Raw genomic sequence first — 14796 nt, forward strand, 5'->3', positions numbered from 1 at the left:
CTACACATTTTACACTATAAATTTTAAATTCGCAATTAATTTTTGAATTCTTCAAAGTTTCTTTAAAATTTGTTTAAACATTGAAAAAAGGAGAAGGCAAAAGACCTTCTCCTTGATTATATTTCAATGTATTTTATATTACTACTTAGTATTTTTGGCTGCGCTTATAAAGTCTCTAAACAGTGGATGCGGTCTTGTTGGTCTAGATTTAAATTCTGGGTGGAATTGTCCGGCTACGTACCATGGGTGGTCTTTTATTTCAACGATTTCAACCAATCTTTCATCTGGAGAGATCCCACTTATTGTTAAGCCTGATTCGGTTAATTGATCCCTAAATTCGTTATTAAACTCATAACGATGACGATGTCTTTCGTAAATTAGATCTTCATTATAGGACGCATGGGCTTTTGTTTCTGGGTATACTTTACATGGATATAACCCAAGTCTCATGGTGCCGCCTTTGTCTTGCACATCTTTTTGCTCTGGCATTAGATCGATTACTGGGTATGGTGTCGTTGGTTCTAACTCTGCACTGTGGGCACCCTTTAGACCAACAACGTTTCTAGCAAATTCGATTACAGCTAGTTGCATACCTAAGCAGATCCCTAGCATAGGTACTTTGTTCTCCCTTGCATATTTTAGCGCTGCAATTTTTCCTTCTACACCTCGGTCTCCGAACCCACCTGGAACAAGAATTCCATCAGCATGCTTTAGTAATTCGCTTGCATTTGCATCGTTAACATCATCGGATTTAATCCAGTCAATGTCAACTTCTACATCGTTGTGAATCCCTGCGTGGGTTAAAGACTCTGATACGGAAAGATAAGCGTCTCTTAACTCTACATATTTTCCTACTAAAGCAATTTTGACAGTGCCTTTTGGATTTTTATGCTTGTCTACAATCTCGTTCCATTGCACTAAGTCATGGTCTCCCGCTTGTAAGCCTAATCGCTTAATTGCCATTTCGTCTAGGCCTTCTTTTTTAAGCATTAGTGGCACTTCGTAAATGCTGTCTGCATCCATATTTTGAACCACATTTCCTGGATTAAGGTCGCAGAATATACCTATTTTATCTTTCATCTCTTCTGAAAGGGCTTGTTCTGTTCTGCATACAACAACATCTGGTTGGATTCCGATGCTTCTTAGTTCTTTTACGCTATGTTGTGTTGGCTTTGTTTTTAGCTCTCCTGCTTTTCCTAAGTAAGGTACTAATGTTACGTGGATGTACATGACATTTTCTCTACCTGCATCATATTTAACCTGGCGAATTGCCTCTAAGAAAGGTAAACTTTCTATGTCTCCGACTGTTCCACCGATCTCTGTAATAACGACGTCGAAGTGACCTTCTTTTCCTACACGATAAATACGATCTTTAATTTCATTGGTAATGTGAGGTATTACTTGTACTGTACCTCCTAAGTAGTCACCTTTACGCTCTTTGTTAAGTACGTTCCAGTATACTTTTCCTGAAGTTACTGAACTTGCTTTGCTAAGGTTAATATCAATAAATCTTTCGTAGTGTCCTAAATCTAAATCTGCCTCTGCACCATCATCCGTAACGAAAACTTCTCCGTGCTGGTACGGACTCATGGTTCCTGGGTCGATATTAATATATGGATCAAATTTTTGAATGCTTACTTTTAGTCCTCTGCTTTTTAAAAGTTGGCCTAAAGATGCTGCTGTAATACCTTTGCCTAAGGAAGATACAACGCCGCCGGTCACAAAAATATACTTGGTAGTCATGGTTTATTACATCCTTTCTGTTTTTGAGTATTCTATGTTAAATCAGGCTTGCTGATTAGAATTAGGGTTGTTTTAACAATAGTTGAGCAGTTGTTAAACCATTGTTCAACCATTGCGTAGCTATGGTAAGTTGGAAAGTTGAAAGAGAAAGTCAAAACCTTAATTTTAACAATTGTTGAGCAGTTGTTAAACGGTTATTCAACTATTGTTCAACCATCGTTTAACCATTGCTTAGCTATGGTAATAACAACTATTGCTTAGCTACTGTTCCACTATTTATTTTTTTGTCCGTTAAATTAGTTAGGTCGCCCCTTAGGCGACCTATGTACATAACATTTAGATTATACCACTATTGTTTTGCCTTTACAATATTATTTTCTGAAAGGATGTATTTTATTCTAATGCTGGTAAGTTCTCGTTAGTTTTTACTTGTCTTGCGTGTACTACGAATCGTGCGTCATCAAAGTCGTAACTACAGGTTGAAAGGGTTAATATTTTATCATCGGTTGTCAGCTCTACATCTGATGTGTGCATTGATGCATGTATTGTATGGTTTAAGAAGTCAGTGTATGCTTCTTCTGTATTAAAATTTGGTGTTATATAATATTCATTTGGATCACTTACATATACGGAGTATATCTCCCACTGATATTCCCCATGGGGTGTATTGAACTGAATGATCTTTTCTTGGTTAAAGAACTCATATTCTTTATAATTTTTCAATGCTTTAAACATGGATCCGTCTCTCATTTGATGTCCGTATATAACCGTGTTTAGGTCAAGTTCTACTGGATTGTTTCGATAATCCATGAATATGGCGCCGCCTTCGTTTCTATTGCCCATAAAGTTAATATTTAAGTAATGGCTATTATCATGGCTTTGTACTACAGGGTAATCTATCCTTGTGTTATCAATGCGAATCCATCCAACTGTATCTTGGTTTAATTCTAGCAAGCTTTCAAAACGTCTTTCATTTGTGAGTTCTTCCCCACCGTAGTAGTCTTGTTCAACATAATAAATTTCACTTATTGCGTTGTAATCTCTAGCGTTTTTTCGGTATTCGTTAAGTTTTAGGAGTATAGATCCTACACTAAAAAGGAAGATACATGCCACTATAAAATATATCATTTTTTTCTTCATATTTATTCACCTACTAGTATATATTATTTGTACTATTTTACCATAAATGAAAGAAGCGGGGTATCCCCCGCTTCAGTTTAGTTTATTTTTACTTGTTTTCTGTTAATGAATAAAACTGCACCTGATACTAGTGCTAAAACGATATAAGGAGCAATTCCTTTGTCTCCAGTTTTTGGATTGTCAGATTGTTTTTCTTCTTCAGCACCTTCTGCTGCTGTATCCTCAAATACAGTGAATCTACTCCAGTGATCAGTCATACCTATAATTGTATTGCCTTCTCCTAGTTTGCTGTCAATCGCTTCCCACTTGTTCTCTTCTGGGTTAAACCAGTAAACAGATAAATTGTCCTCATTTTCTACAGCTTCAGGATCGAAAGAGAATGTCATCTCGATTTTTTCTCCAAACTGGGTAATTCTTGTATTATCAGCCATTAGTGAAAAATCAAATACTGGTGCCACATACTTTAAGTTATCAACGGCATATCCTATAGTTGCTCCTACTTCTTCGATTTTTATTTCTACGTTCTCGAAACTATCTAGCCCGGCATCTTTTATTGCTTTATTTATTGCTTTCGTCCAAATATTTGTTGGTACATTTAGTACAACTTTTTCTTCTATTTGAATATTTTGAGTTTCTTTTGCCGTAAACTCTTTTCTCGTTAACCTTGTTTCTACTTTTGTCGGTTGTGCTGGTTCCTCTTTATCTACTGGCTTTTCTCCCGACTCTTCATCTATCGGTTCTTCTTGTTTTGGCTTTTCTTCCGGTTCTTCTAGTAAAGTATTTAGGTTTACAACACCCCACTTACCCTCTTTTTCAACACCAAGAATGCCATTTCTAAAAAGCATTAAACCACGATCCTCAATTAATACTACAACATTTCCTTCTCTATCTACGACTCCTCTTTTATCTCCCTTACTTACTTGTATGTATCCATCTACTATACCTGAATCTATCGAATCATATATTGATAGTACGCTTAACTCCTGTCCATTTGTGTCTATAATGCTTCTTTGCCATTCTTCCTCGTAAACTTCTGCTAATCCTTCATTAAAATTACCTACCCACAAATACTTAGGTTCCACAACTCCATTTCCTTCTTTGTCGATAAAGCCCCACTTACTTTCTTCATTTTGTACTGCAAGAAATCCTTCAGAATAAGAAAATCCTAGTCTATTATATTGGGGTTTTACCAATTCTTCTCCTACCTGATTTACAATCCCCCACTTTCGTTCTTCATTTTGCATTCCTATTAAGCCTTCCCAAAAGCTCCTTACGTAACTATACTTCGGTGATACTATTTCCTTTCCTTCTTTGTTAATAATACCCCATTCATCATTTTCGTTTTTAACCCCTGCTAAGCCTCCAACGAAAGAATTTACTTCATTATACTTAGGTTCTATAACATTTTCTCCTTCTTTATCTATAAAACCCCAATTGCCTTCTTCATTTTTCACTGGTAACAATCCATCTGAAAAATTCCACCCAACTTGTTTATACTTAGGTTCTATAATTTCTTTCCCTTCTTGATCTATAAAGCCCCATTTTTCTTCGTCATTTTTAAAAGCCGTTAACTCTCCTAAAAGATACGATATAATTTCATCATATTTCGGTTCGACTACTACTCTACCTTCTTTATCAACAAATCCCCACTTTTTTTCTTCATTTTGTACTGCAGCTAAATCTCCCCAAAAATATGTTACATTTACATATCTAGGCTCTACAACTTCTTCACCTTTTTTGTTAATAAATCCCCACTTTTCTTCTTCATTTTGTACTGGGGCAAACCCATTTCCAAATGGTCTGGCCTCTACATATTGGGGTGAAATAATTTCTTTTCCTTCTTTGTTAATAAATCCAAATCCATTTTCATGTTCTACTAATGCTAACCCTTCATTAAACCCATGTATTCGATTGTATGTTGGTTTTACTATTTCTTTACCATCTTTATTTACAAGTCCCCACATGCCTTCTTCGTTGCTAACTCTTGCCAGTCCATGTCCAGAAACCCACACTTGATTATACACAGGCTCTAGAATCAGCTCTCCGTTTTCATTTGTAAAACCCCACTTTCCATCTTTCATCACAGCTACATACCCTTCATATGAATGATAAACATTATCATACACATACTCTGGTTCTACAAATGTATTCGCTGCCTGTGCAAAGGCGCCCCCTACTAGATTTGGCATTAATGAAAATATCATTAATACTGTTAGTGTCCAAACAATCCCTTTTTTAAAACTGTTTTTTCCCATGATCATACTCCTTTTCTTTTATATTTATTTTACGCATTAGCACCTTTAAATTTAAGGTAATAATGGTATTTGGTGTTGATTGTCTAAATATTGCACTAGAATGCTTTGTTGTTTTGTTGACTTCTCAACATGGTAGTTATACATTTTTATATGCTTATTTATTTTATCTTCAGGAATTTTTTCATTAATTAGATACCGAGCATACTCATATAGATCTAGTTCATAGGGTGTTAATTCAATGCCTGACATCAATGTATTTACTGCATCTTCGTAGGCTCCCTTTTCTTCTAAAATTCTTGCCCCTATAACGTGTTTTTCTACTGTGTTATATTTTAAATTTTTGGCTAGACTTAACGACTTTTCGTTTTGTCCTAATACAAAAAGACTTTCTACATACACTAATTGATTAGGATAACTGTTTTTTAACAATGCAGGCTTCTTTTCAAATATAGAAATAGTCTCCATGTAATGACCAGCGCTTGTTGCTCTTTGTGCTTTTTGCATGGTGACTTGTCCAAAAAAACTATAAACTAATAAAATTGCCACTAGTCCTATCGGGACTACGACGTAAGTCCTTTTTATAGTGCTTTTGTTTTTATCTACATTAAAACTTGATAAAATCAATGTAATTAATAGAAGGTTTATAGATAAAAAAGATAGTGTAAAATCAAAAACACTGTGGAGTAGAACAATAGTAGCAGCAGAAGTTAAATAGACGTTTTTTCGATTGAGTCTTTTAATTAAAATTATAATTAACAGCAATACAGCTATAATGGCTATTATTCCAGCATCTACTCCTATTTGTATAACACTAGAATGTACATGTGTTGCTGTGTATTGTGCTGTCTGCCATTGTCCTTTTAAATACTGCCAGTTTCCAGGACCAAGACCCACTAAGGGATTTGATAGAATGGCTCTTCCACCATCAGTAATTTGAATCAATCTTTCTACAAAGGTCTGACTTCCCTGCATTAGTCTATCTGTAGAAAATATAAAAATAACACCAATACTACTTATTGCATAAAAAACATAATTCATCTTGTATTTAAATACTTTTTCTACAACGGTTATATAATACCTACAGGTTACTATCAGCGTACCCATTACAACTCCACCAACAATACTTGAGTCAAGCATAGTTCGTGATATATAAATCCCTACTGCAAATACAGTGGAGATAAATAACCTAGTTAAATTCTGATTAATCTGCATATAAATTTCTGTTTTTTCTTTTTTTTGTGTAAACATAATACTTAGTCCAATACCTACTACATAGGAAGCTATTGCCCCTATGGACTGGGTGAGCAAAAGTGCAACTTCAATTATAGGAATATATTTAATCGCTTTTTTCTCTTTTTCAAATCTCATGGATAATGCAATTGCAGCAAAAAATATTCCAGCTGCATTGGCATATTGAAAAGGGAATTGTAACCGATTCACTATAACACTTCCACCAATATTAAAAATCCTTACATATGAAATGATAGCAACACATGAAATTATAATAGTAAATATATTTACAAACCTTATAATGGATAACCTCTCTTCAACAGTTATATTCAAAAGAATTAACCAAAATAGAAAGAGGGTGATAGGATGAATTGAACGTATGAGTACATCTATTGAAAAACCTGTAATGATAGTACTTATTAAATATACCAAGCAGATTACACCCATCAAAATTGTTTCTCTTTTAAAAGGTACTGTTTTGCAGGTAAACATACCTATTACAGAAAGGATTATTCCTATAAAAATATGTACAATTGGATAAAATCCACCTTGAAGCAGTACTGTTAGGCATAGTATTATTGACAATAAAACCGAAACGAAAATCACCTCTTTTATGATAACAATCATCAAGTGTCTTAATATTATATAAAATTATCTTCGCCATTTTATTGGAAATTCCTTCTTGTATATGTAAAATAGTCTATAAAATTCTTTTTTATCCATATTAATATCAGTTTGTAGATTGTATAAAGAAGCGGTTAGCACCACTTTTACTAGAAAACTCTAGGTTTCCTTCGACAACAGCAAATTCTAAATTTCGGCAGGGGATTTCACCCCTTACAACCCCTGTTTTTTATATAATCAGACAGTAGCACTTTCCTACTATATAAATCAGCCTCTGCTTAAATAGAGGCTGTTTCCCATATTTTTGTAACCATGACGGTCATATCGTCTTCTGGATCGTTTCCAGTAAAGCTTAGGGCTTCTTTTAAAATATCATCTGCCAGTTGCTGTGGATTTCTAGTTTGGGCATTGGTTATAATGTTATAGATCCAAACTTCGTTATCGTTATTGGCTTCTAATATGCCGTCAGAAACCATAATGATAAAGTCTCCTGATGTTATCTTTTGACTGTTTTCTTGTACTTCAATATCTTGAAGCATTCCTACTGGTAGGCTTGATGCACTAATTCTTTCTACATCTCCGTTCTTTCTTCTTATGTAGGTTGGGGCTGTGCCTATCTTAATAAAGTCTACGTTACCTTGGTGCATATCTATTAGTGCCATGTCTACTGTGGAAAACATTTCTTTTGAAGACTTTAGTATAAGCATTGAATTGATTGTTTTTATTGCCATCTCTCTATCGAATCCGGCTTCCATCATTTTTTCTAACATAGTAATGGTTGCATTAGATTGGACAAAAGCTTTTTCTCCTGCCCCCATACCGTCGCTGATGGCCATCATATACTGATTTTCATTGATGTTCATAAAGGTATAACTATCCCCGGAGCAATCATTCCCTAATTTATTTATTTTTGCTACCTTTGTTGTTGCTCCAAAATGATTTGCTTCTACAAGGGTAAAGCTACAGCCCTCGTCTTCGTTATGCGAGTAACAGCTTTTGGCGGTTTTCTTTATTAGGTCTATTCCAAGGGCTTTTGAGATCGTTGGTAGAAACTTTTCATTACAACTTTCTCTGTTATAGCAGGGGTTCTTTTCTACCATTACTTCTACGTTTCCTTTTTGATTGGTGGATACCATTAATTTTTTTACAGATAAACCGGCTTGATCTAATGCAATATATAGATTGTTTTCAACATCTGAGTCAAATCTAATATCCTCGTTTACATCACTTGCTAATGATTTTAATATTTGAGATACACTTTTTATTTGTTCTCCGACTAATTTTCTTCCTTCTCCCATTCGCTTTTTCCAAACCAGATTTAAATGACTAAGTTCGTAAAGGTGAGTCATTTTTTCTAGAATATCTTGTGGTTTTATGCAACGTTTTTTAATTTCTTTTGGCAAGTCCTTCATACTAACTTGTCCCTTTGTTTCTATAGTTAGAAGTAGTTCATTCATGTTTTGAAAGGTGCTTGTAAAATTTCTGCTCCAGCAGTTTCTTTTCATTCCGCAGTCTGTGCAAGTGTGGCTTGCCACATCCTCAATGAGTTTACCGAGGTCTTCTTGTTCAAACACATCCTCACCTTCTACAATTTCTTCGAAGGTTGATGCAAGTTCTTCAAAGGTTGATGCAAAGTTACTAATTTTCTCGTGCATGATTCCCTTCATTCGTTGACTATGGGTTTGATCCGTTTGCATAAGACTGGAAACTGGATTACAAAACTTGGAGAAATAACTCATCCAAGCATCTGGAATCATTAGAAACATGATTGCTGCTAACACTACTTCTCTAGTTTGTATGAATACTTCTGTGTAACCATTAATGTAAAAGTTTAAAATAATATTTCCTAGTATAAAACCTAAGGCTGCACCTAGCTTCCCGAGTTCTTTTAATGTTCCTGCTAGCATGCCAGCAAAAGCATATAGTCCTATTGAAACTGGTGGTACTCTAATTAATGACATGCTTGTTATAAGTCCTATCGTTACCCCTACTGTTGCACCCTGGGCTGCGCCTCCGTTGAAGGCAAAAACTAAAGTAAGCATAATTCCTAATACATTTTTAATAGATAAGTTCAAAATATAAGTATCTGTGAAACCCGCTAAACATAGGGCCATAATAATTGCTGCACAAATGATTTCTTCTGTTGACAATACTTTTCTATTGTTTTTTTGTAATGCGATTGGTAGGGCGTTAATGGATATGTACACGATGACAAATACAACAACGGATTCGAAGACGGTCATAAATAAATCGTACATATAAAAGGTTTTTGTTAAGCTAAATAGTAGTAACACTATGCAGTGTAACAGCCCAGTTATTGTTGCTGCTTTCAAGGTTCTTGTTTTTCTTATGTCTACTGCAAAATATAGAAATAAGTAAATAATTCCCGTAGATACAGCATAAGGCACTCCTCCTGAAAGGCCTCTAGCAGATATGGTTCCTATTAAAGCGGTTACGCCTACATAGCCGTATTTCTTGTCTTTTAAAAGCAGTGCGGCAAAAAATCCTAATCCAAAAGGATTTAAGTTATGTAATATGGCAACCCTGCCCATAAGGAAAGCGATTATGTTTAAAAATACCGCTTGTTTGTTACTGGTAAATTCAATCGTTTTTTTAGGTTTGTTTTGTTGCATGGATTCATTTAGTTGATTAATGGTTAATTGTAATGATCTACTTGGCATGTCCTTCCCCCTTGTGTTGGTTTATTGTTTTTGTTTTAGTTGGTTAGTTGGTTAGTGGTTAGTTGGTTAGTGGTTAGTTGGTTAGTTTTTAACAATAGTTAAGCAGTTGTTGAGCGGTTGTTAAACCATTGTTCAACTATTGATTAACCAGAATACATTTTATTCTCCTGTTTTAAAGTGAGTAAGGCTATTGTATCAGGGGGAATGTGCTTTTTTTGTCAGGTATGGGCGATGGAATTAATAAAGTTTGCGACAAAATAGGGTAACTTTTTGACAAGTGGAGGCATGTAATATTTGAATTTGAATTTGTTTTTTGTTTTTTTATAAAAAGGAGAACAGTTTTTGTTAGATGATGTTTGTTTGTGGTGAACGATTTTTGGAATAACTTAAAAGAAGTGCTTTATAGTAGAAAAGTTTCCTAGTATATAAAAAAAGAGATGCCCGAGGGCATCTCTTAAATTAAAATTCTGCTGTTTTTGGTGTTCTTGGATAGGATATAACGTCTCTTATGTTTGTCATGCCTGTCATGTACATGATGGCTCTTTCGAACCCTAGTCCAAACCCGGCGTGTTTTGTTCCTCCGTATTTTCTTAGATCTAAGTACCACCAGTACTCTTCTGGGTCTAGTCCGGATTCTTTCATTCTGGCTTCTAGTATATCTAGTCTTTCTTCTCTTTGACTTCCGCCGATAATTTCTCCTACCCCTGGTACAAGCAAGTCCATTGCTGCTACGGTTTTGTCGTCTTCGTTGACTCTCATGTAGAAGGCTTTAATATCCTTTGGATAGTCTGTTACGAATATTGGTTTCTTGTATACTTTTTCTGTTAAGTATCTTTCATGTTCTGTTTGTAGGTCATGGCCCCACTCTACAGGGTATTCGAATTTTTCACCAGAGTTTTTAAGTATTTCTACAGCTTCTGTGTAGGATACTCTTCCAAACTCAGAATTTATAACGTGGTTTAGACGCTCTTTTAGACCTTTGTCTACAAAACTGTTAAAGAAATCAATTTCTTCTGGTGCATTTTCCATTACATAGTTAATGATGTATTTAAGCATTTCTTCTGCTAATTCCATATCATCTTCAAGGTCTGCAAAGGCAATTTCAGGCTCAATCATCCAAAATTCCGCTGCGTGTCTTGCTGTATTTGAGTTCTCTGCTCTAAATGTTGGCCCAAAGGTATAGACGCTTCTAAAGGCTTGGGCGTAAGACTCAACATTCAACTGTCCACTTACGGTTAGGCTTGTTTCTTTTCCAAAAAAGTCTTTTGAAAAGTCAGTAGCCTTTTCTTCTGTTTGGGGCATGTTTTGAAAGTCTAGTGTGGATACTCTAAACATTTCCCCTGCACCTTCACAGTCGCTGGTTGTTATAATTGGTGTATGTACATAAACAAATCCTTTTTCTTGGAAAAACTTGTGTACTGCATAAGCGGCTATAGAACGCACACGGAATACCGCTGAAAAAGTGTTGCTTCTTGGTCTTATATGTGCAATTTCTCTTAAGAACTCAAAGCTATGTCTCTTTTTTTGTAGTGGATAGTCTGATGCTGATGCACCTTCTAATGTTATTTCTGTCGCTTTTATTTCAAAGGGTTGCTTTGCATTAGGTGTTACAACCAGTTGGCCTTTCACAATAATTGAAGCGCTAATACCAAATTTTGATACTTCTTTAAAGTTCTCTAGATTTTCTTCAAATACAATCTGTATGTTTTTGAAAAAGCTTCCGTCGTTTAATTCGATAAAACCAAAGGCTTTTGAGGCTCTTAAGGTTCTGATCCAACCTTTTAAGATAACTTCTTTATTTTCGTAGGCTTGGGTGTTGCGGTATATTTCTTTCACTAAGGTTTCCTGCACAGTGTTTCCTCCTTTGTAATGAAAAAAACCTTTCGCTACTTAAGTGTAGCGAAAAGCTATATTTTACTATGATAATTATATTACTTCGGTATAAATATGTCAAAATATTTCAGTTATTTGCTATAATTTTTCCCAGTATTGATTATTATATGCGTGGGGGGAGATAAAGTTGGAAAGTGGAAAGGAAAGTCAAAATCGAGATCCTTCAGTTTCTTCAGGATGACATATCAGTGGAAAGTTGGTTAGTTGGATAGTTGGTTGGGAAATTCGTAAACCTTAGAACCGAGATACTTCACTACGTTCAGTATGACAAAACAAAATCAATCCAGAGTCCCGCTTCTCAGGGGCACACGCTCTTTCCGAATGTCATTCTGAGTGTTAACGAAGAATCTCAAACCCCAAAGTCAAACCCGAGATACTTCACTTCGTTCAGTATGACAAGCCAAAATCAAAACCGGAGTCCCACTTCTTAGGGTAGTCAACTAAAAGCTAACGATCAGCATCACATGCAAAACCAAGTTCAACAGATAAATCCATCCACTGTGGATTGTTACTTTCTATCAACTGATTTTTCTTAGTTCTTGTCCAGCCTTTAATTTCTTTTTCTCTTATAATAGCAGACTCTATGTCTTGAGTATCTTCATAATAAACTAATTTATTGATGTTATATTTTTTAGTAAAGCCTACAATAAGTTTATTTTTATGCTCATATACGCGTCGTTCTAGATTGTTTGTTACTCCTGTATATACAACTTTATTTGATTTGTTAGTTAGAATATACACATAGTACATAACTTTACTCCTTGTTGTTAAAACTTATTCAAGAGTCAAACTCGAGATGCTTCATTCTCTCAGGGATGATAAATATTCCCGATTGTCATTCTGAGTGCTAGCGAAGAATCTCAAGCCCCCAAAGTCAAACCCGAGATACTTCACTGACGTTCAGTATGACAGCCAAGGTTAAAACCCAAATACTTCGTTTCTCTTAGGAAGAAAAACCACCTTAGTCTCTGAGTTTTTTGCCTGTTTTACTTAGAAATACGTCCTCTAAAGTTGGTACTTTTTCTGAAAATGAGGTGATTGCGATGCCATTTTCCTCTGCTGCTTTTATTAAGTTTTTGAGAATATCCGTTCCTTTTGCTACACTAACAGTCATTTTACTTCCTTCTGTCTTAATACTGTTTACGCCTGTTATTCTGCTTGCAATTTTTTCAAAATTAGGATTAATTTTATCTAAGCTAATCACAAAAGTATTCTCATTGGTTATGCTTGCTTTTAGCGCTTCTTTGGTTCCTTCTGCAATAATTTTACCATTATCCATTATGTAGATTCGATCGCATAGATACTCTACTTCTTCCATATAATGACTGGTATAAATTATAGTTACGCCTACTTTATTTAAATTCTTCACAGTTTCTAGAATATGGTTTCTTGATTGGGGGTCAATCCCTACTGTTGGCTCATCCATAATTAAAAGTTCTGGTTTGTTTAGTAATGCACAACCAATATTGACCCGTCTTTTCATTCCTCCGGAATAGGTTTTGATTGGATTATCTATTTTTTCTTTAATGCCTATTATCTCAATTACTTCATCTATACGTTCTTTTAATAGTTTGCCTTTTAATCCTTGTAGCTGCCCAAAAAATTTTAGGTTATCATAGGCTGATAGGTCTGGGTACAGGGCAATTTCTTGAGGGACCATACCTAGATGTTTTCTAACTAGCTTAGGGTTTTTAATGGCATCTTGTTCTTTGTACGTAACCGTTCCCTCTGTTGGTGGAAATAGTGTTGCAATTATTGAAATTGTAGTGGATTTTCCAGCTCCATTAGGACCAAGTAGTCCGAGTATTTCACCCTGCTTTATTTCCATGTTAATGCCTTTTACAGCTTCTGTTTTTTTATATGACTTCTTAACATCTTTTAACTGGATCATTGTATTAACCCCTTATAAACTGTTTATTTTATTTCTTTATTTTACCATACCTCCTAAATTAACACTAGGTTGAGTCAAAAGCGAGATACTTCACTGTCGTTCAGTATTCAGTTGGTTAGTTGGTTAGTTGGAAAGGAAAGTCAATTTTAACAATAGTTGAGCGGTTGTTAAACGGTTGTTAAACGGTTGTTAAACCATTGTTCAACTAATTGCTTAACTATCGTTCTCCTATGGTAATAAGTTGTAAAGTGTAAAGGAAAGTCAAAACCGAGATCCTTCGTTACACTCAGGATGACAGAAATGTGGGTGAACAGTTGTAAAGCGAAAAGTAGAAAGTTGGAAAGTTGGAAAGTCAATTTTAACTATAGTTGAGCAGTTGTTAAACCGTAGTTAAACGGTTGTTCATCCACTGCTTAGCTATCGTTTAGCCATCGTAATAAGTTGGTTAGATGGAAAGGGAAAATCAAAGGCAAGATCTTTAAAGATGACATACAAGAACTTTATGTTCTATTTAAATAGTCTGAATATTTTGATATATTTATTGATTTAGTAAGTTTTTGTTGATATAATTAGCTATTATCGTATTCTTTTACTTTATAGGAGGGATATTTTTGAATTGTAAAAAGCTTAATTCCTTAAAGAAATCAGAAACTTATCAAAAATTTAGAAGAGGTAATGTATCTGAATTTGAAACAAACACTTATCAAACTACCAGTAGTGAATCAAGTAACCAACCTTTAAACTTTTTTGGCGTTGGGAGCAGAAGAGAAGAAGAGATCTTCCAAAATTTTTTTAGTCAGTTCTAGCCAATTGGGTATGTAAGTTTCATCTACTTATATTAGCACTACAGATAAACAGCGTGAATGCTTTGTATAGCATTCACGCTGTTGTTTTATTTTTATTATTCAGGCTTTATGTCAGTCCAAGTTGTTGTGCCTTCAACTCTGTACAGATTAAAATATGTTGAATACCCATATTTGTTACCCATTTCAAGGTATCCTGCATAGCTTAATCTTCCAGCAACGTAATGATCTGTTGCTGTTCCATTCGCTGTTTCATAAACTACTGGTTCTGGCTCTGGCTCCGGTTCTGGTTCTGGCTCCGGTTCTGGCTCTGGCTCCGGTTCTGGTTCTGGCTCTGGTTCTGGCTCTGGTTCTGGCTCTGGTTCTGGGTTAACACCCACTGGTTCTTCGTCAGTCCATGTTGTTGATCCTTCTAATCTATAAAGCCAGAAGGATGTTCCAAATCCATATTTCGCTCCCATTTCATTGTAACCTGTTACATCTAATCTACCAGCTACATAGTGCTCTGTTGCTGTTCCATATTCACTTTCATAGTT

Annotated in this window: 11 protein-coding genes; 2 read left to right on the forward strand and 9 right to left on the reverse strand. The window is 35.2% G+C overall.

The genetic code is table 11. The features are described from left to right. Positions 1-141: 141 nt before the first annotated feature. The 4 genes from RH915_RS04650 to RH915_RS04665 all read right to left on the reverse strand — a co-directional run bounded on the left by RH915_RS04650 (position 142) and on the right by RH915_RS04665 (position 6578). Positions 142-1743 (reverse strand): CTP synthase, encoded by a 1602-nt coding sequence (locus RH915_RS04650; RefSeq protein ID WP_310478218.1) that lies wholly within the window; start codon positions 1741-1743, stop codon positions 142-144. Between the two features lie 393 nt (positions 1744-2136). After that, positions 2137-2883, reverse strand: a complete 747-nt coding sequence (gene srtB / locus RH915_RS04655) for a class B sortase (protein WP_310478219.1) — start codon at positions 2881-2883, stop codon at positions 2137-2139. Between the two features lie 77 nt (positions 2884-2960). After that, positions 2961-5138, reverse strand: coding sequence for a WG repeat-containing protein (locus RH915_RS04660; protein WP_310478220.1), 2178 nt, complete (start codon positions 5136-5138; stop codon positions 2961-2963). A gap of 51 nt (positions 5139-5189) precedes the next feature. Beyond that, complete coding sequence (locus RH915_RS04665; protein WP_310478222.1) at positions 5190-6578, reverse strand: O-antigen ligase family protein; 1389 nt, start codon at positions 6576-6578, stop codon at positions 5190-5192. 169 nt (positions 6579-6747) lie between these two features. On the opposite strand from RH915_RS04665, the gene RH915_RS04670 reads away from it, so the two are divergent. Then, positions 6748-6909: a hypothetical protein gene (locus RH915_RS04670; protein ID WP_310478223.1), complete on the forward strand. Its 162-nt coding sequence runs from the start codon at positions 6748-6750 to the stop codon at positions 6907-6909. Positions 6910-7270: 361 nt separating this feature from the next. Here the strand turns inward: RH915_RS04670 and spoIIE are convergent, their stop codons facing one another. From spoIIE to RH915_RS04690, 4 genes are all read right to left on the reverse strand, one after another. Further along, on the reverse strand, positions 7271-9673 hold the full coding sequence (gene spoIIE, locus RH915_RS04675; RefSeq protein WP_310478225.1) for a stage II sporulation protein E: 2403 nt from the start codon (positions 9671-9673) through the stop codon (positions 7271-7273). 459 nt (positions 9674-10132) lie between these two features. Continuing rightward, positions 10133-11524: an asparagine--tRNA ligase gene (gene asnS, locus RH915_RS04680; RefSeq protein ID WP_310478226.1), complete on the reverse strand. Its 1392-nt coding sequence runs from the start codon at positions 11522-11524 to the stop codon at positions 10133-10135. Positions 11525-12013: 489 nt separating this feature from the next. Continuing rightward, positions 12014-12316: a GIY-YIG nuclease family protein gene (locus RH915_RS04685; RefSeq protein WP_310478227.1), complete on the reverse strand. Its 303-nt coding sequence runs from the start codon at positions 12314-12316 to the stop codon at positions 12014-12016. Positions 12317-12527: 211 nt separating this feature from the next. Continuing rightward, positions 12528-13457 (reverse strand): ABC transporter ATP-binding protein, encoded by a 930-nt coding sequence (locus tag RH915_RS04690; RefSeq protein ID WP_310478228.1) that lies wholly within the window; start codon positions 13455-13457, stop codon positions 12528-12530. A 611-nt stretch (positions 13458-14068) separates the two neighbouring features. Here RH915_RS04690 and RH915_RS04695 point away from each other — a divergent pair. After that, positions 14069-14263 carry a hypothetical protein gene (locus RH915_RS04695; RefSeq protein ID WP_310478230.1) on the forward strand — a complete coding sequence of 65 codons (195 nt, stop codon included), beginning with the start codon at positions 14069-14071 and terminating at the stop codon, positions 14261-14263. 95 nt (positions 14264-14358) lie between these two features. Here the strand turns inward: RH915_RS04695 and RH915_RS04700 are convergent. Further along, on the reverse strand, positions 14359-14796 hold a 438-nt coding region (locus RH915_RS04700), incomplete at its 5' end, for a hypothetical protein (protein WP_310478232.1).

The organism is Serpentinicella sp. ANB-PHB4 (assembly GCF_031432315.1).
In the GTDB taxonomy this organism is placed as follows: Bacteria; Bacillota; Clostridia; order Peptostreptococcales; family Natronincolaceae; genus Serpentinicella.